The sequence below is a fragment of the Thiocapsa sp. C2-2m genome (genome assembly GCF_041903745.1).
Classification (GTDB): domain Bacteria; phylum Pseudomonadota; class Gammaproteobacteria; order Chromatiales; family Chromatiaceae; genus Thiocapsa; species Thiocapsa roseilacustris.
This window is the reverse complement of the sequence record NZ_JBBWVD010000045.1, coordinates 24,435-43,447: the sequence shown is the minus strand read 5'-3', so window position 1 is coordinate 43,447 and position 19,013 is coordinate 24,435. Positions and strand designations below refer to the sequence as shown.

General features: G+C 64.3%; 22 protein-coding genes and 1 pseudogene. 3 read left to right on the top strand and 20 right to left on the bottom strand.

Going from position 1 to position 19,013, the window contains the following annotated elements; genetic code table 11:
* Positions 1-160: 160 nt before the first annotated feature.
* The 16 genes from AADX97_RS25135 to AADX97_RS25060 all read right to left on the bottom strand — a co-directional run bounded on the left by AADX97_RS25135 (position 161) and on the right by AADX97_RS25060 (position 10,112).
* Complete coding sequence (locus AADX97_RS25135) at positions 161-634, bottom strand: YfaP family protein (RefSeq protein WP_374236795.1); 474 nt, start codon at positions 632-634, stop codon at positions 161-163.
* A gap of 267 nt (positions 635-901) precedes the next feature.
* Positions 902-1,657 (bottom strand): PP2C family serine/threonine-protein phosphatase, encoded by a 756-nt coding sequence (locus AADX97_RS25130; RefSeq protein ID WP_374236797.1) that lies wholly within the window; start codon positions 1,655-1,657, stop codon positions 902-904.
* Between the two features lie 235 nt (positions 1,658-1,892).
* Positions 1,893-3,209, bottom strand: a complete 1,317-nt coding sequence (locus AADX97_RS25125) for a trypsin-like peptidase domain-containing protein (protein ID WP_374236799.1) — start codon at positions 3,207-3,209, stop codon at positions 1,893-1,895.
* Between the two features lie 70 nt (positions 3,210-3,279).
* Positions 3,280-4,251, bottom strand: a complete 972-nt coding sequence (locus AADX97_RS25120) for a serine/threonine-protein kinase (protein WP_374236800.1) — start codon at positions 4,249-4,251, stop codon at positions 3,280-3,282.
* Positions 4,252-4,290: 39 nt separating this feature from the next.
* The gene (locus tag AADX97_RS25115; protein WP_374236801.1) at positions 4,291-4,521 is read right to left on the bottom strand and encodes a hypothetical protein; all 231 of its coding nucleotides are present in this window, start codon (positions 4,519-4,521) and stop codon (positions 4,291-4,293) included.
* Positions 4,522-4,601: 80 nt separating this feature from the next.
* Positions 4,602-4,832: a hypothetical protein gene (locus tag AADX97_RS25110; RefSeq protein ID WP_374236802.1), complete on the bottom strand. Its 231-nt coding sequence runs from the start codon at positions 4,830-4,832 to the stop codon at positions 4,602-4,604.
* Positions 4,833-5,184: 352 nt separating this feature from the next.
* Complete coding sequence (locus AADX97_RS25105) at positions 5,185-5,676, bottom strand: hypothetical protein (RefSeq protein WP_374236803.1); 492 nt, start codon at positions 5,674-5,676, stop codon at positions 5,185-5,187.
* The gene (locus AADX97_RS25100; RefSeq protein ID WP_374236805.1) at positions 5,673-5,954 is read right to left on the bottom strand and encodes a nucleotidyltransferase domain-containing protein; all 282 of its coding nucleotides are present in this window, start codon (positions 5,952-5,954) and stop codon (positions 5,673-5,675) included. Before AADX97_RS25100 ends, AADX97_RS25105 begins: the two co-directional genes overlap by 4 nt.
* 162 nt (positions 5,955-6,116) lie before the next feature.
* Positions 6,117-7,334: a DUF1566 domain-containing protein gene (locus tag AADX97_RS25095; RefSeq protein WP_374236807.1), complete on the bottom strand. Its 1,218-nt coding sequence runs from the start codon at positions 7,332-7,334 to the stop codon at positions 6,117-6,119.
* A 31-nt stretch (positions 7,335-7,365) separates the two neighbouring features.
* Positions 7,366-7,578: a type II toxin-antitoxin system HicA family toxin gene (locus tag AADX97_RS25090; protein ID WP_374236808.1), complete on the bottom strand. Its 213-nt coding sequence runs from the start codon at positions 7,576-7,578 to the stop codon at positions 7,366-7,368.
* A gap of 59 nt (positions 7,579-7,637) precedes the next feature.
* On the bottom strand, positions 7,638-7,784 hold the full coding sequence (locus AADX97_RS25085) for a type II toxin-antitoxin system HicB family antitoxin (RefSeq protein ID WP_374238657.1): 147 nt from the start codon (positions 7,782-7,784) through the stop codon (positions 7,638-7,640).
* A gap of 446 nt (positions 7,785-8,230) precedes the next feature.
* Entirely contained in the window at positions 8,231-8,536 is a 306-nt protein-coding gene (locus tag AADX97_RS25080) for a hypothetical protein (RefSeq protein ID WP_374236810.1), read from the bottom strand.
* 49 nt (positions 8,537-8,585) lie between these two features.
* Positions 8,586-8,924, bottom strand: a complete 339-nt coding sequence (locus AADX97_RS25075) for a hypothetical protein (protein WP_374236811.1) — start codon at positions 8,922-8,924, stop codon at positions 8,586-8,588.
* Between the two features lie 132 nt (positions 8,925-9,056).
* A complete protein-coding gene (locus AADX97_RS25070; protein WP_374236813.1) occupies positions 9,057-9,227 on the bottom strand; it encodes a hypothetical protein in 171 nt (56 codons plus the stop codon).
* Positions 9,228-9,290: 63 nt separating this feature from the next.
* The gene (locus AADX97_RS25065; RefSeq protein ID WP_374236814.1) at positions 9,291-9,647 is read right to left on the bottom strand and encodes a hypothetical protein; all 357 of its coding nucleotides are present in this window, start codon (positions 9,645-9,647) and stop codon (positions 9,291-9,293) included.
* Positions 9,648-9,671: 24 nt separating this feature from the next.
* Positions 9,672-10,112, bottom strand: coding sequence for a transporter substrate-binding domain-containing protein (locus AADX97_RS25060; protein ID WP_374236815.1), 441 nt, complete (start codon positions 10,110-10,112; stop codon positions 9,672-9,674).
* 9 nt (positions 10,113-10,121) lie between these two features.
* On the opposite strand from AADX97_RS25060, the gene AADX97_RS25055 reads away from it, so the two are divergent.
* The 3 genes from AADX97_RS25055 to AADX97_RS25045 all read left to right on the top strand — a co-directional run bounded on the left by AADX97_RS25055 (position 10,122) and on the right by AADX97_RS25045 (position 11,809).
* The gene (locus tag AADX97_RS25055; protein ID WP_374238656.1) at positions 10,122-10,658 is read left to right on the top strand and encodes a hypothetical protein; all 537 of its coding nucleotides are present in this window, start codon (positions 10,122-10,124) and stop codon (positions 10,656-10,658) included.
* Positions 10,655-11,020, top strand: coding sequence for a hypothetical protein (locus AADX97_RS25050; RefSeq protein WP_374236817.1), 366 nt, complete (start codon positions 10,655-10,657; stop codon positions 11,018-11,020). The genes AADX97_RS25055 and AADX97_RS25050 overlap by 4 nt, the downstream gene beginning before the upstream one ends.
* A 282-nt stretch (positions 11,021-11,302) precedes the next feature.
* Positions 11,303-11,809: a cupin domain-containing protein gene (locus tag AADX97_RS25045; RefSeq protein ID WP_374236818.1), complete on the top strand. Its 507-nt coding sequence runs from the start codon at positions 11,303-11,305 to the stop codon at positions 11,807-11,809.
* Positions 11,810-12,776: 967 nt separating this feature from the next.
* On the opposite strand, the pseudogene AADX97_RS25040 reads toward AADX97_RS25045, so the two are convergent.
* The 4 genes and pseudogenes from AADX97_RS25040 to AADX97_RS25025 form a co-directional block, all read right to left on the bottom strand.
* Positions 12,777-13,031, bottom strand: a pseudogene (locus tag AADX97_RS25040) (alanine racemase); the annotation flags it as partial.
* Between the two features lie 103 nt (positions 13,032-13,134).
* The gene (locus tag AADX97_RS25035; RefSeq protein ID WP_374236819.1) at positions 13,135-15,822 is read right to left on the bottom strand and encodes a P-loop ATPase, Sll1717 family; all 2,688 of its coding nucleotides are present in this window, start codon (positions 15,820-15,822) and stop codon (positions 13,135-13,137) included.
* A gap of 15 nt (positions 15,823-15,837) precedes the next feature.
* Positions 15,838-16,290: a hypothetical protein gene (locus tag AADX97_RS25030; protein WP_374236820.1), complete on the bottom strand. Its 453-nt coding sequence runs from the start codon at positions 16,288-16,290 to the stop codon at positions 15,838-15,840.
* 244 nt (positions 16,291-16,534) lie between these two features.
* Positions 16,535-19,012, bottom strand: a complete 2,478-nt coding sequence (locus tag AADX97_RS25025) for a carbamoyltransferase HypF (protein ID WP_374238655.1) — start codon at positions 19,010-19,012, stop codon at positions 16,535-16,537.
* Position 19,013: the final 1 nt, after the last annotated feature.

Here is a 19,013-nt window from a genome sequence, read left to right as displayed (position 1 = left end):
GTTCGGGGTTCGGGGTTCGGGGTTCGGGTTCGGGTTCGGGTTCAGCCGTGTAGGTTGGGCAAAGCGTAGCGTGCCCAACCCGCGCCGCCATCACAGGGAGCTGTTGGGCACGCTGCGCTTTGCCCAACTACCTGATTATGCTGATACCAGTTCATGCACCTCATCGCACTGACACCACACCCCGGGCGTCCACCCGAATGGTGGCGATGCGTCGGCGCTCGCCCAGACGGGTCAGGCTGATATCGCTGAACACAGCGCTCCCGTCACGGTGGAACACCCGCCCTTTCACCACCACCGGCTTGCGGGCATCCCGAATCCCGAAGAGCTTCACCTCGATCTTGTACTCGCCGGCCGGGGCGTCGCGAATCTCCCACACCTCGTTGCCGGGACCGATGATGCTGTCCTCGCTCAGCTCGCCCGGACGTCCCCGGATGGTCTTGTGTCCGTCCCAATAGAACTCGGCGCCACTCGGATCCACCACATGCAGATCGACGTCGTCCAGTGTATCCCAGCGGACGTACAGCACCAGGAAGGTCCGGGCCAGTTGCCGCGCCAGGCCCTCTGCGCGCTGCGCCTGACGCTCCGCTTCCGCCTCTGCCCGGCCGGCCGGCCTTCGCGTCGGACGCCGCCGCATCGGCCCGAGCGGAGCGCAGGGCCGCCTCGAGGTCGGCGGCGCCGCGCCGCAAGGCATCGATCTGCGCCGGCTGGTCGACCTCGGTCTTGTCCAAAGCGCAGCCGAAGGCGCAGATTTGCAGGCCTTCAATCCCCGCCTGCTGGTCGACCGAGGTCTTATCGTAGTACGGCAGCAGGATCACCATGATGATCAGGAAGGCGGCCATCGCCCCCGCGATCACGTCCAGCATCGAGAGGCTCAAGGTGTTGAGGTCGCGCCGCTGCGGCCTCATGGCGGCGCGTCGCCCGCCCGGACCCAGACCCCGATCGCCGTGTAATTGTCCTGACCCGCGCGATCCCGCGCGATCAGAAGCCGCTCCATGCTCGACAACCAGTGCGTCGGGTCAGCCGCCTTGGCCAGGGCGATCTCCATCTCGCCCTCCGTCACACACTCCCAGAAGCCATCGCTACAGAGCAGAAAGGCATCGCCGGCCATCAGGCACAGCGGCGTCTCGACCAGGGTCGGACGCGATGGCTTATCCTCGCCCAGCGTGCGCAGCAGTCGATTGCGGTCCTCGTGAAAACGCACCGCCTCAGGTGCCAGCTCGCCGGCCTTCACCAGCGCCTGCGGCACGCTGTGATCCTCGGTCTGCGCGCGAATCCGCCCGTCGCGAAACCAGTACAGCCGGCTGTCGCCCACATGCCCCCAAAGCGCAAGCGCCCCGTCGCTGACCAGGATCACCACCGTGGTGCGCATCCCGCTCAACGCCGGCTCGGCCTGCTGGCGATCGCGCAGCGCGTGCGCCGCGACGCGCAAGGCATCGGCCAGGCAATCCGGACCGAGCCCCGCCGCCGGATCGATCGCCCCGAGCAGCGCCTGCACCGCGATCCCCGCCGCGACCTCCCCGCCGCCATGCCCGCCCAACCCGTCGGCGACGATCCAGACCCCGCCACGGCCATCCTCCCGCACACCGCACGCATCCTCGTTGTCGGCGCGCGCACCGGGCTTGCTGAGGGTCGCGCTGGTGAAGCCGAGGCCGGTCATGGCGCCTGGGTCCTGTCGCCAGGACCGCCGCAACCATCGGGAAGCCTCAGGCGCTCTCCAAAAAAAACGAACCCCGTAGGTTGTGCTGACGCTAGGAAGCACAACATACCCCGGACTCTACCCCGACCGGAACGCTGATCACCGACCCGAAGCACCCAGGTTTGAGACCGGCGCACATCGCCGGATGCCTTGAGCCAGATCGAGACGATTGGTGTGCGCGGAAGGCTGAACCCGATCATCGATAGCCCACCTCGAAGCAAATCGCCGGCGTCGCCAGACAGAATCGGTCGCCCGGACGTAGGGTCTGTTGATGACCGGGCGCCAGCGCCGCCCCCTTGGCCTCGCCGCGCATCAAAAAGACCCCGTTCGTCGACCAGCAGTCGCGCACAAAGAAATCGCGCCGCGCCGGATCGTACCCCACCAGGGCATGACGCTGACTGATCGCCGCCTGATCGCCCGGAATCACCAGTTGGACCAGCGCGGGATCACGCCCGATCGCGACGGACCCGCGCCCCAACGGGATCACCTGCCCGGCATAGGGACCGGCGAGTCCGCGCAAGATCGGCTGAGACGCGCCTGATACCGGAGGCACCCCGGGCACCGCCGGCGCTGCACGCCCGGTGCGCTGGATTCGGGTCAATTGGTCACGCACCAAGGCCCGACCGGGCGCGGTCGCGATCAGTCCGAGCGTCCCGAGAGCGAGCACGGTCACCAGCACCATGGCGATCAGTAGCCCTGGCTCGCGATGCCAGAACCGGGTCAGGGCAAACGGCCGACCGGTGTCGACCCGATACCGAATCCCGGCCCGGTCGAGCATCGGTAGAAGGCTATCGCTCAGCACTGCCCAACCCAGGCCCTCGCCGCTCGACATCAAGCGCATCACAACCTCGCCGTCATCGCCGAGCGTCGGCACCGCAACCTGCGGCTTGAATGTGTTGACGCCGACCACCCGCCCCAAATCGTCGAACAAGGGCCCGCCCGAGTTGCCCGGATTGATGGCCGCGTTGATCTGCACCAGACGCGGAACTTGGGTCGGATCGACGGGCGGCGGCAGCAGACGCCCGACGACGCCCACCGTCATGGTTGCGTCGGCCAGGGCCGCGAACGCCGCCCAGTCATCGGCATCGCCGGGAAAACCAACTGCGACCACCGGATCACGCTGCCGCAGGGTGGCCGCCGTGGCGAATCGGGCATCCGGGCGATCGGCCCGGCGCGCCAGGCGTAGGATCGCAAGATCCTTGTTCTCGTCATGCACTTGAACCCATGCCTCGACGAGCCCGTCGGCACCCGCGCGCAGCAGCACTGACGCCGCCCCGCCAGCCGCAGTGCAGGCGACCACATGCCAGTTGGTCACCGCGTAGAGACCGCCGCCGACGATGAATCCGGAACCGGTAGAGACGAAGTCCGACTCCTGACGACAGAGCACCCGCACGGTCACGGCGTTCATTGCAGCCGTGAAGTCCGCGCCGTCGGCCAAGGTACAGGGCGACCATGGGAGCGCCAGGATGCACCCGGCAAACAGGCACTGCGGGGTATGGAATATGCGACTCATGTCGCCTCGCCCATGCGCCCGTCGACAAGGTTTAGCATCTTTGCAACCATAAGAGCCCACCGGCCTCGCACTACCGATGGAGCAATGCATCGAGCGCTTGCTGGGCTTCAGAATGACCCTGCTCGGCGGCCTTGCGATACCAACTGACCGCCTCCCGGTCGTCTTGCGCCACGCCGCGACCTTCCGCGTACATCCAGCCGAGATTGGTTTGAGCTTGGGAGTTTCCTTGCTCGGCGGCCTTCCGATACCAGCTCGCGGTTTGCCCGTTATCCTGGGGATCCTTTCGAGCCGCAGACGGCGGCGGTGCGCTAGCCGGAGGCTTCTCTTTCGCGGTCTCGACCTCCCGCCATCCCTCCTGCAAGCCTTGCAAGCTCGGATACCGCGCGTCGGCCTTCACCGCCAACGCCTTGAGCAAAACCGCCTCCTGCGCCGCCGTGATGGCGAGCCCGAGCCGGGACGGGGCGACCAGATCATCCTGATCCAGCCGATCCAGCCGATCCAGCGCCTCGGGCGGCACGGTCCCGGTGATGGCACGATAGAGTGTCGCGGCCAGACCATAGACATCCGTCCAAGGCCCCTGCTTGCCGCGGCTGCGGTACTGCTCCTCCGGTGCATAGCCGGGTTTAAGGATGATCGAGAGGCTCTTGCTGTGCTCTCCCGCGGCAAAGCGTGCCGCGCCGAAGTCCAAGAGCTTCACCCGCCCGTCGCGCGTGATGTAGATGTTGTCTGGCGCCAGGTCGCGATGCAGCAGACCATCCTTATGCACCGCACGCAGTGCGTCCATGACCGGTTGCAGCAACCGCCACGCCTGCGCGACCGGGATGCGCCCGCCGGGCTGGATCTCCAGGTATTGTTTGAGCGTCAGCCCCACGACATAGTCCATCACGTAGTAGCCGGTGCCGTGGGCACGGAAGAAGCTCTTGACGGTGACGATGCCGGGATGCTGATCGAACCGCGCGAGTGCGCGGGCCTCGTCCAGAAAACGCTCCAGCCCATAGGCAAACTGTTCGCCTGCCTGACCGGAGTAGATCGCCAGGCTCACCCCATCCGGGGCGCGCGTCGCACAGTCGCGTGGCAGGTATTACTTGATCGCCAGACGCAGTTGGAGGTTGTCGTCCCTGGCCAGGTAGGTGATGCCGAACCCGCCGTGTCCGAGCACCCGCCCGATGCGGTAGCGTCCGTCGAGCAGGGTGCCCAAGGCCAGCGCCGGCGGCGGGTTGTTCGCGCCCGGCTGCCAGCCGCAGTGTGGGCAGCCGGTGGCGCTCAAGTCTCCGAAACAGTTGGGGCAGGCTGCCATCTTCGCGGTATCCATCTGGGCAATTGATCCTGAACTCGAAGCCAGTCGGGGCAAAGGCGGTCAACCGAGACGCGGCGAATTTTACACAAAGCAGGTCATGTGCTCGTCGTCCTCGCGCGTGACCGGTGACCGATGCCGGGGCTCTGATGTTCCGTTCCAAGCGGTTTGGCGATGGGCTGGCGCGGCGGAAATGAAACGATAAGCTCGGGATGCTTGGCCTGCTTCGCCATCAGGTCTTCGAACATGGCATCAATGTCGTCGTTGAACTGACTTGCGTATTCGTCTCTGAGGGCGCGCGTCTCCGCGACGATCGGGTCTTGCCACATTGGATTGAGTCCTCCATCAGTTCGATCAGTGTACAGATCACAGGGGGTTCGTAGCCAAGCGCTCTACAGGTCGCCTCGATGAAGGGTCGAGTACGGGCATTGGCAATATACGTACAGTTCCACGTAAGCAAATCGTCGAAACCATTCACGGCAGCAAGAGCGACGACTCAGCCCATCGACCGATCGCGCGGAACCGGCCTTGCTCATCGCTCGGGCCAATCCGACACGGGGCGCAGAGTGCCAGGGATATGCGTGATACCGCGGAGCTGGTGTCACGAGTTCTTGAGGGTTTGGGTGGCCGGTCCAATGAGCTGAACCCACAGAAGCCGAAGGGATGACGTGGCCGCGTCAATCAATCCTGTCGTGTGGAATCCGCTGAATTGTCGTCGCCCGCATAGCGGCGAATCAGGGCATCGCCATGCGCCTTGACCTTCGGAATCGCGGCGAGCAGCGCCGGAGTCAAGGCGGCAACGGCCCGAAAGATGTCCGGCATCTGGTCGCTGACATATTCGTGTGCGATCAGGTTTCTCAGCTCTCGAATGCGCATCAACTGGCCGGACTCCTCGAACCAACCGCGTTTTTCTGCACCTTGAATGCGGTCAAGCACGCTGCCGCGAGGCGCCAACTCCAGGTCATCAATCAGTCGCAGCACGCGCTGCACGAGCAGATCAGCGAGACGCGCAAAACGACTGGTCAAGGATTCCAGACGCTCGAGCTCCTCGAGTGACCACACCGGCCGGTCGATCAGCTCGCGTGTGCGATCCAACGAGAACCTTAAGTGGGTCGCGGCCAATTCCAGGTTCACCATTTCGTCGCGCAGCCATTGGACTTGATCTGATTTCATAGACGTATCCCCGTCTCGACCGCGATGCGTGCCAACGGACGAGAGGTGTCCGGCTCGATCATCAGATCGATTTTTTGCTCGCCCAAACGACGATGCAAGCGCGCCAGGAGGTCGAGCTTGGCCATGAAGTCGATCCGGTTCGACAGGACGAGCAGATCGATATCGCCACCCCGGGCCTGATCGTCGACGCGGGATCCGAACAGATAAATCTCGGCATCCGGGTCAATCGCGGCAATCGAATCCTGAATCAGTTGTCGTTCGAAGGGGCTCAAGCGCATCGTCGGGACCTTTTCCGGAGCATTGAGATGAATGGTTTTTGGTCCAGTCGCCGAAGAACGAACATGGATGGGTAGCACCGCGCTCTCGGAAATGAACGAGGCCGCCGACATCCATGGAGATGGATGGCGGAAACAGGCCGAGAGCACGACAACAAAGCAAAGTCACTGTCCGCCGCGCACGAAACGCACATGCCCGACAGAGTACTTGTAGCCGAAGCTGTCCACATCGCCATAGTTGAAGTTGACGCTCCAGACGTAGTCGGGATCTTCGGCATAGGGCGACGCCGACCAAAACCAGGAGTCTGGCGTAGTCGGGAAGGCGACGTGGACGATCGTCGGCCGCGCATACTGACCTTGACACATGGTACCCGTATCATTCCATGTCTTGGGCCGGCCGTTGGAGCAATAGACCAGGGTCAGCAGCTCATCCTTCGTCGGCACGCGCCAGTCCGTGTATCCCGCAAACGACCATCCCCGAGCCTGCCGCATCGCCTCCTCCCAGGTCAGCCTCGCCGCCGCACCGTCACAGGCAACGCCGTTCCACTGCTGACCTTGGCTGCATCGCATCCAGTGCAACCCGGTGGTGAGGTCTTCGATGATGGCGCCGTTCGGACCCAGCGGTCGGTAGCGACCGGAAATCAGTTGGGGCGATGTTGGCGGAGTCGGTGCGCCGGCAGGAGGCTTCGCCGGCGCGCTCTGGCTCTCCCGCCATCCATCCAATAAGTCTTGCATACTCGGATAGCGCGCGTCCGCCTTCACCGCCAAAGCCTTGAGCAAGACCGCCTCCTGCCCCGCGGTGATCGCAATCCCGAGCCGGGACGGGGCGACCAGATCATCCTGATCCAGCCGATCCAGCGCCTCCGACGGGACGGTCCCGGTGATGGCGCGATAGAGCGTCGCGGCCAGGCCGTAGACATCGGTCCACGGACCCTGTTTGCCGCGTGAGCGGTACTGCTCCTCCGGGGCATAGCCGGGCTTGAGGATGATGGAGAGACTGCGACTGTGCTCGCCGGCGGCGAAGCGCGCCGCGCCGAAGTCCAAGAGCTTCACCCGCCCGTCGCGCGTGATGTAGATGTTGTCCGGCGCCAGATCGCGATGCAGCAGACCTTCCTTATGCACCGCCCGCAGCGCGTCCATCACCGGTTGCAGCAGCCGCCACGCCTGCTCGACCGGGATGCGCCCGCCGAAGTAGATCGCCAGGCTCACCCCGTCCGGCGCGCGGGTGGCACAATCGCGCGGCAGATACTCCTTGATTGCCAGGCGCAGTTGGAGGTTCTCGTCCCGCGCCAGATAGGTGGTGCCGAAGCCACCGTGCCCGAGCACCCGCCCGATGCGGTAGCGTCCGTCGAGCAGGGTGCCCCCGGTTAATCCGAAAACCATCGCATACCACGCCCGGCGTGGTTTAACCGTATCAAAGAAGGTTCCTGAATTGCTCCACTGTTAAGCCAGCATCTTTGACGATTCCCCCGAGCGTGAACGCATCAACAGGGTTGCCTCTGGGAATAGTCAAGATCCGTATCCCATTGGACATGATGATGTGCTTGATTTCCCGGACAACACGGAAACCCGCTTTCTCTAAGGCACGAACAGCATCGCGATGATTGACCCCGGGAACCTTCGGCATTGCTATGCGGCCACTTCGACTTCCCGTACCTCGGCACCTTCTATTGCAGCCAATTCTGCCTAAACAGCGAGGTATCCGGTTATCGCATCCGCAATGTTTTCCAAAGCTTCTTCTTCTGTTTTCCCCTGAGACCAACAGCCTGGTAAGCCCAGGCAGGAAACGCTAAAACCTTCGTCTGTTCTGCGGAGAGCAACCTTGTATTTCATTGTTTGCCTCATGGGATGGAATGAGGACGATCATGTCGTGGCGCCAACGAACCGCGTATTCTGCCTAGCCGATACCGAAGCACTCTGCTGATATCGCGCAACGTGCACTATAACGGAACACGATGGCGTATTCGGGGAGACGCTAGCAGATGGTGAAGGTGCAGACAACATCGATAGCAGGGGCCACGGGCACCGACGGACTCGATCGTAGGAATGCGGACGGAAACTCGGGCGCGAGACGGGGTTTGAAACCCCATCCCGAACGGCTGGAGACTCGCGAACAACGCCGGGGCCACGGGCTCCAACGAGCGCCGGAACGTTCCGGACGGAGCGAATGCCCCGTCCGGCTTAGGCGCGTGGCTGACCCGCGCCAGATCTTGCGGTCATGCCGAGACCCTTGGTGTTGTCGCCGACGGTCGACGGTCAGCGCCGGCAAGCCACCGGTGTCATTCCAGGTCTTGGGCTGGCCGCTGGAGCAATTGACCAGGGTCACCAACATCATCCTTCGTCGGCACGCGCCAATCCGTGTATCCCGCCAGGACGACCGTGTCATCGATGGCGAAACCGGCCCCGAAATGCTCTTTCAGGCGATAGTGGAATTCGTCGAAGCCTAACCCCGCAAGGGAAGCGGCAGCGCTGAAACTGATTTTCCTGGCCTGGTAGAGGCTGGCGGCGAGGAAGAAGTCGATGGCGCCGGCCCTCAAGGGATGCAGGATTGGAGCGAATTCGGGGTTGATCCGGGGCGTGGACATGGGGTTCTGATTCCGGTGGGGTGACCCGCGATGGGTCGATACGGTGCTTTTAGGAGATTTCCGCAAACTTCCATGCCCGTAGGTTGTGCTGACGATAGGAAGCACAACTCGCGCCGACGGTTGGTTGTGCCTCGCACGGCTCGGCACAACCTACGCCATTGGTATGAGGGTTTCCGGTATTCGCCTTGAGCGTCAGCCCCTCGACATAGTCCATCGCGCAATAGCCGGTGCCGTGCGCGCGGAAGAAGCTCTTGACGGTGACGATGCCGGGGTGCTGATCAAAGCGGGCGAGCGCGCGGGCCTCCTCCAGAAAACGCTCCAGTCCATAGGCAAACTGTTCGCCGGCCTGACCGGAGTAGATCGCCAGACTGACCCCCGTCCGGGGCACGCGTCGCGCAGTCGCGCGTCAGATACTCCTTGATCGCGATCCGCAGTTGGAGGATGGGGCGCCGGTGGCAAGATTGGTCATCCCGCAAACCGCGGAGGAATTGCGCGCCGCACTGAATGTGGTGGACACCCCTTAGCGGCCAAGCCACTCCCACAAAGTACGCATACCGTTCAGGAGGTCCGTGATGATGCCCTGACTACGGCCGTCCGCCGTCAGGCTCTCGAAGGGCATCCAGTCGGGGTCGATGCACAGCCGGATCGGCCCCAGGCGATCCAGGAACGCCCGCTCCTCGTCGCTGAGCACGAGCTCGCAGGTGCCGCTCGAGGCGGTCAGCGGGGCCAGAAACCAGCGCGCCTGCAGGCGAGCTCACTCGGCCTCGCCCATCGCCGCAAGTCCCTCGTCGATGATCGCGGTGGCCTCCGGCCAGTCGTCGCGCACTGCGAACACAAGATCCAGCGATTCGTTGAGATCGAACGCAAATTGCAGAAAGGGCCGGCCGATTCGATTGGCCCGATACGGCAGCGATCCGTTGTCGAAGGTGGCGTCGACGGCACCGGTGGTGACCGCCTCGATGACCGCATCGACCGTCTCGAGCTGCAGGATGCGGGCGCGCGGCAAGCCGCGGGCAACCTGCTCCTCGAACAGGTTGCCGCGATGGATCGCGATCGTGCGCCCGTCCAAGTCGTCGCGGCCGCGCAGGTTCAGCGGATTGCCCTTGGGCACCGCCAGGTACTTGTGAAGTCGGATTTACGGCGCGGAGAATTTCAGATGATCGGCACGCTCCGGATGCACGACACCGGTACTGAGCCCGTCGATCGCACGGAGCCGTGCCTGGTTCTGGCGCTCGCGCCAGTCGCCCGGCAGCAGTTGCACGCGCAGCCCGGTCAATGCCTCGATCCGGGCCAATACGTCGGCGTCGTAGCCGCTGATGGCACCGTCCGCGTCGACGATGACGTAGGGTTCCCAGCTATCGTTGGTGCCGAGCGTGATGACTGGATGGGCGCGGATGAAGGCTTGCTCGGCAGGCGTGAGCACGACCGGGTAAGCCTCTTCCGACCGTGCCTCGGCGGACGCGGCCTCGAGCGACGATAAGGGCGACGCGGCGATGATCGCGGTCGTCAGCCTTCGGTACAGAAGGCATTGAGATCCGAGCTTGCCGAACCGCCATAGTTCAAGGCAACGAAACATTGACTCATCTTGCTGCTGCGCCAGACGAACGGTCAGGGTCATTGGAGTCGAGACATCATCCCGATCATGGTCAGTGTAGAAGAGGTTCCGCTGATGCCCTGCACACCGAAAGAGAACAAGCGATTCCTTGAGCGCTTGGTCGCGGAGCGTGAGCTCCCCCTACCCTCGGTCTTCGCCATCTTCGCCGACCGCAAAGGGCGGATCAATCGCGACGCAGCGGAAACAACCCTTCGCGGTCTGCAGAACGGTGAGCTTTTCACCCTCCTGAACGCGGAAGGTCACGAAGTCTGGTGGGAAGACCCGGTGTTCGAGCACCCTGATGACTACAAGATCCGGTTCAACGGCATCGACGGGATCGAGAACCTGATGGCTAAAGGCTTCAGCGACCTGATCGACGCGGAGCGAAGCACCGAGATCGCGCCCGGCTATGTCTGGACGACAATGCGGCGGCCGGAGCAACTGCGGATCGTGGGTAGCCGGGAGGGCGCCGATGTGCTCGCCGAGCGCATCCGATCCTTCGCCCATCAGTTTGCGTTCCACCGGTGACCGGGCTGCATGATCGCATCCATGGGGTGTTCTCGAGCCGTGCAACCAAGGGTCAGACCCTCGACACCCTGCTGACCCGCATTGCGAACCTGGAGAAGCAGCTCGGCCCGTTCGACTACTTCGACCATGTCGAGGTTATCGCCGTCTATAACGGCGACGTCGCAGACGTCGATGCCAGCGCCCACATGAGATTACCGAAGGGCGTCCACCGGGACGAGCAGCGGGGCGACGCGAGGTTCCAGATCATCAGCGTCCGCACGCCGAACGGCATGTTCGTCAACGAATACACCGTGTCGCTGGCCATCATCGAGGAAGAGGGCTTCTTCCGCATCGTCGACGCGAGCGCCTTTTCCGGTTACTGAGACGCGCCGCAGGCGCAATGTTTGCCATTCTCACCCGGCGAGCCATCCAGCTGATCCGCGCGTGGGGGAGCCCGCATCAACTCGGCAGCGACCATGGCGGAGCCCAATGCCTCAATCGGAACAGGTGCATAGTAGCCGCTTGATTTCTCGGCGCACTCGTGGCTCTCTTTCAGTCTACGGCCGATTGGCGGCAGGTAGCGGTATTGCATGGTCGAAGCTTGTGATCCCGGCCGTCTTCGACCTTTCCAATCGACCTTGACGAGGACTCAGATGCAAAACCCCATGACAGCCCAAGATGTGTGCGATCTTCTTGCGCTTGAGCCCAACCAGACCTGTGGGTTCGTACGGTCGACCTATTGCAGCGGTCTGCAGGTCCCTCAGGGGGTCTTGCCCGGGCCTTTCGACGAGGCGCACCCCGCCGGTTCGGGCCTCTATTTCCTCGTCACGCCAACCGCTCCCGTTCGTCCGCACCGCATCCGAAACGATCAGCTTTACCACTATTATCTGGGCGATCCCATTGAGCTGCTGCTTTTAAAGTCCGACGGAACCCACGATCGCGTCGTGATCGGCCCGGCCCTGGCCGACGGACAGCATGTGCAGTTTCCGATTCCGGAGAGCACCTTTCACACCGCCAGGCTCGTTGGCGATGGTCGGTGGTTTCTCGGCGGCAGCACCGAGTGGCCTGGGGTGATCCCGTCCGACGTCGAGATCGGCGACGTGGAGGAGCTTGCTCGGCGCTATCCCGATGCGGCAGACATGATCCGATCCATTGCCCGGTCCGTCGCCTAGCGGGGTTCCGGCTTGGGTTCCGCCGGCATCCGACGGCCCGCGACGGGTTGCGATCCGATCTACCGGTCGGGCGGACCCGGCAGTGGTCCCGGTCGACCGGGGAAAGGTCGCGGTAGGGGCGCCAACGCCCGCCGGCCTACGCCGGAACTCTCGCCGCGGTTCAGATCCTTGCGGTTCCTGCCGAGCTGCGCATCAAGCGTCGAGGCTTGTCTGAACTTCCGTATTACCCGACCAACACCGGCGAGGCGCAGTCGGCTAGGTCGGTGCAATGCCCAGCTAAAAGCGCTCACTGTTCTTTAAGCGGCGGCACATCGATCTGACGGTCAGTACCATTTTGGTCTGTCCCGAATGGCACTACTTGTTGTACCTTTCAATTTCCATTGAACCGTGGAAAATGCCGAGAATTTCGACAGTATCCCGCCTGATAACATAGGCAATTCTGTAATGGAGCCATTTTACAGCCTCCTCCGTCCACCTAATTTACGCCATGCGCCAATCCTTCGCTTCATTTCGTCCTTCGAGATTGTCTTCCCCTCCCTTGAGTCGTTTAATCCCGACGACACCATTTTCTCAAACGCGAGCTCTCTGAGAATTTCTTCATTCGTTGCGTCGTCAGGCTGATTCCGGATCACATCAGCCATCCTTTCTTTCACAGCAGACATAGTTCACCTCTTTATGTCTCCGGCATTAGGAGAAGAGTCGAGCGACCCAAACGACGCTCCGGGACAACCTAGAGGATATCCGCGGAGCTGTGCGCGCGATTTTAGGTCGGCTTGTACCTGCCGATTAGTCATGTCTTTCTTTCGGCGATACGGGAGACCCTTATCTGTCACGCCATCTCTCGATCAGCAACACCGCCGGGAACGGAGTGCTGGACGGGACCTCGCCGGCAGCACCCAAATCCCCAGGCATCGGGGGCCGCGTCGGAAACCGTGGTACGTCCCCGATTATTCCTCCCCGATTATTCCGAGAAGACGCCGTCCAGCAGCAGGATTGGCGCTCGGATACCCGACTCGCGCAGCTCCAGCCCCTCCTCGACATAAGCGACCGCAAAACCGTCGGCCTCCTCGGCAAGGGCACGCGCGACCGCCACCGCACCGTGCCCGTAGCCGTTGGCCTTGACCACGGCGAGCGCCCGCACACCCGGCGCCAGGGCCTTGGCTTGACGATAATTATGGCGGACCGCATCCAGATGAATGCGGGCGCGGATCGGACGGGGCATGGCGGGCTCGGCGTGGCTTGTCGGCGTGGGTCGGGTTGTCGCGTCAAGCCCGATGGCTCAAACTTGGTTGCAGCTTATCGCACCGGAGTTGCTCGGATCCGCCTCAGCGTCGCCCCAGCCGCTCGATCCGAAGCTGCGGCGCGAACGCATACAGGTCGACAATGCGTACCGTAGGAGTTTTATCGCGCCGCGCACCGGTCTCGACAATCCCGAGATCCTCCAGTGTCTTTAGGGCTACGGCCGGGTCGCTCTCGCCCGCCTGCTGCAACGCACTCAGGAAGTCTTTCCGATCTTGATACGACTTGAATCCGGCCAGTCGCTCGATGCGCGAGCGCTGCTCCTGACCGCTCTCCGTTATGAGCTCGTTCAGCCTGCTTTCAGAAACGTCCGGTATGGCGTCGCGCAGCGAGCGCGGGTCCAGAAGTGGTGGCGTATCAATCCGCTCGGACTTGCGGGAGCGCACGGCGGATTCGAGCAGCCAGAGCGCGGCACGCGGATAGAGACGCCCGTTGCCGTCTCGCAACCGCTTCGCTGCCCATACCGTGGAGCGGGTGTTGCTGGCCCCGGTGCCGAGCCGCTCGCCCCAAATCAAGGCCAGTGCGCCCTCCCAATCCTCCTTCGGGATTTCTTCCAGTTTGTGAATCCGGATGCCCTGTCCTTCGAGGTGCCCGCGAAACGCCGGTGATGCCGCTGCCATGGCGCGTACGATCAGGCGCCAGATGTCGTCGGCACGCCAGCTCAAGGTCACTTGACGCCGTTGGTATTTGGCCTGCTCCTCGGTCGCCAGACCATCGAAGATATCCTTGCGCATAAAGATCTTGACGCCGAGGTGGCGGCTCGATGTCCAGGACGCATTGGCCTGATCCAACAGGCCGACGATCATGCCGCGGCGTCTCGCGATGGCTTCGTGGCTCTCGCCGAGCGCAACATCCAGGTCGTCGAACAACAGCGTCACATGCTTGCCCTCGCGCTCGCACCAGGCATCCATCGCCCGCCAGGCGTCACTGATCAACAACGGCTGGTTATTGCTCAATAGCGCGGAGACGGCGTCCAATACAGCCTGCTCGCCATCCGCTTGCACAAGGCCATTGAGCGATTGGAGCATTGCCCGATCGGCAGCGGACAGGGACGCGGTCGCCGAGTAGGACCATTCGCGGTCAAAGACAGCGGTGCAACGCCCCAAGGCAAGCACCGACCACACCTCGCTCCAACGGCCCTCGACTCGCTTGTCCAGCTCGCGCAGCAGGTTCTGGGATGCCGGTGGCAACGCACCGCGACCGGCGCGCGGGCTGGCATAGCCCTCGACAAAGACCGTATTCTGAAGTGCCGGGACCTGCGCGCGATGTTGAAGAAGCGCCGGCTGCTCCAGGCAGATGCGCCGCAGATAGCTCTTACCCGTGCCCTTGGCCCCCAGCACGAGACAGGTATCTTGGCGGACGAAGCGGTCCAGATCGGATGTGCGCGTGAAGAGATCGGCCAGGATTTTCGAGTCCGGCTCGCTTTCCGCTTGGGGTACCGGAATCCGTGCCTCCCGGATGACCGTGGCAGCCCAACCCTCATCAATCTGGCGGAAGGAGAGTGGCAAGGGTGGGGGCTGGATGCGCTCGGCGAGTTCCCGATAGCCCTCGCCAAGACCGCTGACCAAGAGCCCGCCCTCGTTTTCGACGATCCGGGCTGAATAATCGATGGTGACGATGGACGCCTCGGGCGGTAGATCTGCGGACGGCGTCTCCAGCATCTCAGCAATTCCCTGGCGGGCCATTTCGAGCTGGAGCGCGAACTCTTCGACGCAATTCGCACGCGCATCGTCTCCGGCCGGTAGCATGCCGGCGACGAAGTGAATGGGTCCCGGCCGCCCGCGCGCCCGGCGGCTGCGCTCCAATGCGGCGACCGCGGGGACCAGTGATGGATAGGTCGACGGTGCAGGCGAGGCGAACAGCACCACCTCGTCCGCCAGGTCCAGAACAGCGACGGCCGATTCGTCGCAATAACCGGAGCGAGCATCCAGAAGGACAATCTGTGCCCCGGATGCGCGCACGGCCGCGCGCAGCAATCTGCGCAACGGGGGGCGGATGCCGCTGTACAAGACGCTCGGAGATAGCGGCCCCAAGAGCGCATGGACGAATGGGATATCCGCCCCGGCGGGACCGAGCACCTCGACTAGGCTGCCGGCACCGGAGGCTGGCAGGAGGCTGCCCTGCACGGCCCGCTCAAGGGCCTCGTCGCCGAGACTTGGGGCTGCGGCCATTCGCACCAAGTCCTCGAAGCGGGGGACGCCGCCCGAATATCCGGTCATGGCGCCAACCAAGGCCGGCGACTCCAGGTCCAGGTCTACCGCGAGGACCTTGACCTGTCGCTGCCCCAAGAGCAGCGCGACATGCGCCAGGGCCGTGGAGCGGCCAACACCGCCCTTCAGCCCCCAGAATGCAATCGTCTTGACCCCATCCGGTAGACCGCGATCGTCCAGCTCCGGCGTCTGGGGCTCAAGCATTAGCGCGTCGGCCCAATTGGGCGTGCCGATCAGGCGTTGGGAGAACAGCCGCTGCTCGTCGTCGTCCTCCAGATCGTCTGGGGACTTGAGCAGGGTTAGGGTGCGCTCGGGCAGATGCAGGTCCCGCTGCTCCAGCCGCTCGTTCAAGAGCCGCAGGGGATTTTCCGCATCGGCGAAGTCATCAGCCAGGACGCGCAGATCGACAGATCCGGCATGTCCGCGTCGGACCACGAGGCGCCGGGGGTGAAACAGGTCTTCGATGGCATGTCGCAGGTCGGACAGCGAGGCTTCGGTCGTCATGGTCGTGGTCCCGATCTAGGTCGGAAGCGCCCGCATCCAGTCGACCAGACATTCGGCCGATTGGATCAAGGGCTCGGCGAGACTGCGCAGGGGCTTCTTGGCCCCGTAGCGGTGCTCGTAAGGATTCGCCTGCCGCAAGAGGCTCAGGGCTTGGGATTCTGCTGGGGTCGCCAGTGCCCCGACGTTTGTCGGCAGGCCGCGCCATATCGCCAACAGATCGTGGCCTGTGGTGCCGCGAAATAGGTCCGCTTCGGATCGCCCCGCCAGATCGCCCACCGAGTTGGCCTGTAAGCCCTGGAGCAAGGCGGCCTTCAGCGCGCACTCGGCCGCGATCAGGGCCATGGTCACGGCCCCGTCGCGCTGCTTCTGGGACGTGGGATAGTCCAACAAGACCCGCGCCTCGCGTGCGCGACGCCGTGCCACGTCCATAAAGCACTGGCGGGTGTAGAGTGACCCTGTTTTCCCCATGTCCGTATTGCGGCACGTGAATGGATGGGTGGCTAGGATAACCCTAATTGGAGCCCCTTGGCGGCCAGTCGCCTCGCGTCGGCATCCTGCAGGAGGGCAGTTGTCGGTCGGCGTTACGTTCAAGCATGACCTGCGGGAGCTTGTGCTTGACGCCCCAAGCGGCCGGGCAAGAGACGCCGAAATGACGCTCGAGCACGAGGGCGGAGATGGCGTTTTTCTGTTGATGCAGCACGTGGAATCGCGCTCAGGTCCCAGGATCGCCAGCCAAGACCCACGCCGCCGCAACCGCCGCCTGGCCCAATGACAGCCCCCCGTCGTTGGCCGGCACCTGGCGCTGCAACAGCACCCGGAGTCCGACGGCCTCAAGTCCGCTCGTGACCGATTCGAGAAGCAGACGGTTTTGGAAGACCCCGCCGGAAAGTGCGACGGTCGAGAGGCCGTGACGGCTCGCCAGTTCCCGAGCGAGCCCGCCGAGCGCCGTCGCGAGTCCGACATGGAAGGCGGCAGCGATCTCCTCGGGCGGACGGCCGCGAGAGATGTCCGCGAGCAGGTGGTCCCAGAGCGGTGCCGGGTCCAGCACCTCGCCGGTCGACCCCGTCGAGCGTGCGAACGGATAGCCGTCGCCGACCCGATCCATGGCGACGGCGGCCAGCGACTCCAGCGCGATGGCGGCCTGCCCTTCGTAGGTCAGCACCTCGCCGCCGACGCCCAGCGCCGCAGCGACGGCATCGAAGAGCCGCCCGGCCGAGCTCGAGAGTGGTGCGTTGAGGCCGCGCGCGATCAGTGTGCTCAGGATCCCGAGCGGTTTGGCGTCGAGCCGTTCGATCGGCTCGAGCCCGGCGAAGCGCGCGCGCCAAGCCGCCCAACCGCCCGCGCTCTCCAGGTGCGCATAGAGGTTGCGCCAGGGCTCCAGGATCGCGCGTGTCCCTCCGGGCATGGCCACCGGCTTGAGGTGGGCGATCCGCTCGAAGTCCAGATAGTCGCCGAGCAGGAACTCGCCGCCCCAGAGTGTGCCGTCGCTGCCGTAGCCGAGTCCGTCGAGCAGGATGCCGAGCACGGGTCCGGCGTCCAAGGGCCAGCTATTGTCCGCCAGCGTCGAGGCGAGATGGGCGTGGTGGTGCTGCACCCCGATCAGCGGCACGCCGTCGCGCGCCGCCCGGTCGCGCCCGATCAGGCTGGAGCGATAGTCCTGGTGCAGGTCGACGGCGAGCGCCTCGGGGACGACCTGGAAGAGGTCAAGATAGAGGGCGAGGGTCCGCTCGTACTCGCGCGCCGTCTTGGCGTCCTCCAGGTCGCCGAGATGCTGGGAGAGGATCGCCTGACCGTCGCGGACCAGACAGAAGGTATTCTTGAGTTCTCCCCCTAGCGCCAACAGCGGCGGTACATCCTCGAAGCCGGGAGGCAATGGCAAGGGCGTGGGTGCATAACCGCGCGCACGCCGGAGCAGGCGCGGCTGCCCCGCCATGACCCGAACCACCGAGTCGTCGACCCGATTGAGGATCGCCCGATCGTGCAACAGCAGAACATCGGCGAGCTGCGCGAGCCGCCCGAGAGCGTCGGCGTTGTCGATACACTGCGGCTCCTCGCTGAGATTGCCGCTCGTCATCACCAGGGGCCGATCCCAGTCCGCCAGGAGCAGATGGTGGATCGGACTGTAGGGCAGCATGACACCCAAGGTCGTCTGACCCGGCGCGACATCCGGAGCCAAGGGTCGAAACACCGCATCGCAATCACGTAGGATGGGGAGAGCGCAGCGAAACCCATCAAGCGCCATCGCATCATCCGCCGATGTCCCGCCCCGCCCCGCCCCGCCCGAACCGGCCCGATCCAAGAGCAGGATCGGCGCAGCCGGACCTGAAAGCAGCGCCGCATCCCGCGCCGTCACCCGACAATAGCCCCGGATCACATCCAGGTCGCGCGCCATGAGCGCGAGCGGCTTGGCGTAGCGCCGCTTGCGCCGACGCAGCTCGGCGACCGCATCCGGGTTGGTCGCATCGCACGCGAGATGGAAGCCGCCGATCCCCTTGATGGCCAGGATTCGCCCCTCGGCCAGCAGTCGGCTCGCCGCGGCGATCGCATCCTCCGCACCGAGCGCCGTTGGTTCCAGGACGCACCCCGCGGCATCCTGCAGCCAGACCTTGGGGCCACAGACAGGACAGGCGTTGGGCTGGGCATGGAAGCGTCGGTCAGCCGGATCCTTGTACTCCGCCGTACAGTCCGGGCACATGGGAAATGCCGCCATGCTGGTACGGGCACGGTCGTAGGGGATCCCGGCGACGATGCTCAGACGCGGCCCGCAGTGGGTACAGTTGGTGAAGGGATAGCGATGGCGCCGATCGGCGGGATCCCGAATCTCGGCGACACATGCCGCGCAGGTGGCCGCGTCGGCGACGATCCCGGTATGCACGGCGGTCGCCGCGCTCTCCAGGATGACGAAGTCTTGCCTCCGCGCGAGGTCGGCCACCCCCTGCGCATCCGCGATCGGAGTACGTTCGATCGAATCGATGCGCGCCAGCGGCGGACATTCCTCATGCAGTCTCTTCAAAAAGCCGCTCACGCCGGGAGCGTCCTCGGCGACGTTCCCGCACACCCGAATCAGCACGCCCTCGCCGTCGTTGCGCACGTCGCCGCACAGGCCGCACGCGCGGGCCAGGCGCCAGACGGTGGGGCGAAAGCCCACGCCTTGGACCAGGCCGCGGACACGAATCGACTCGGCGGTCACG

Coding starts and splice junctions, on each gene's coding strand:
- AADX97_RS25135 (WP_374236795.1), bottom strand. CDS start 634: ATGCGGCGGCGTCCGACGCGAAGGCCGGCCGGCCGGGCAGAGGCGGAA.
- AADX97_RS25105 (WP_374236803.1), bottom strand. CDS start 5,676: ATGAAATCAGATCAAGTCCAATGGCTGCGCGACGAAATGGTGAACCTG.
- AADX97_RS25045 (WP_374236818.1), top strand. CDS start 11,303: ATGACAGCCCAAGATGTGTGCGATCTTCTTGCGCTTGAGCCCAACCAG.
- AADX97_RS25125 (WP_374236799.1), bottom strand. CDS start 3,209: ATGAGTCGCATATTCCATACCCCGCAGTGCCTGTTTGCCGGGTGCATC.
- AADX97_RS25080 (WP_374236810.1), bottom strand. CDS start 8,536: ATGTCCACGCCCCGGATCAACCCCGAATTCGCTCCAATCCTGCATCCC.
- AADX97_RS25085 (WP_374238657.1), bottom strand. CDS start 7,784: ATGAAATACAAGGTTGCTCTCCGCAGAACAGACGAAGGTTTTAGCGTT.
- AADX97_RS25035 (WP_374236819.1), bottom strand. CDS start 15,822: ATGACGACCGAAGCCTCGCTGTCCGACCTGCGACATGCCATCGAAGAC.
- AADX97_RS25130 (WP_374236797.1), bottom strand. CDS start 1,657: ATGACCGGCCTCGGCTTCACCAGCGCGACCCTCAGCAAGCCCGGTGCG.
- AADX97_RS25090 (WP_374236808.1), bottom strand. CDS start 7,578: ATGCCGAAGGTTCCCGGGGTCAATCATCGCGATGCTGTTCGTGCCTTA.
- AADX97_RS25060 (WP_374236815.1), bottom strand. CDS start 10,112: ATGTTTCGTTGCCTTGAACTATGGCGGTTCGGCAAGCTCGGATCTCAA.
- AADX97_RS25100 (WP_374236805.1), bottom strand. CDS start 5,954: ATGCGCTTGAGCCCCTTCGAACGACAACTGATTCAGGATTCGATTGCC.
- AADX97_RS25110 (WP_374236802.1), bottom strand. CDS start 4,832: ATGTGGCAAGACCCGATCGTCGCGGAGACGCGCGCCCTCAGAGACGAA.
- AADX97_RS25095 (WP_374236807.1), bottom strand. CDS start 7,334: ATGGTTTTCGGATTAACCGGGGGCACCCTGCTCGACGGACGCTACCGC.
- AADX97_RS25115 (WP_374236801.1), bottom strand. CDS start 4,521: ATGGATACCGCGAAGATGGCAGCCTGCCCCAACTGTTTCGGAGACTTG.
- AADX97_RS25030 (WP_374236820.1), bottom strand. CDS start 16,290: ATGGGGAAAACAGGGTCACTCTACACCCGCCAGTGCTTTATGGACGTG.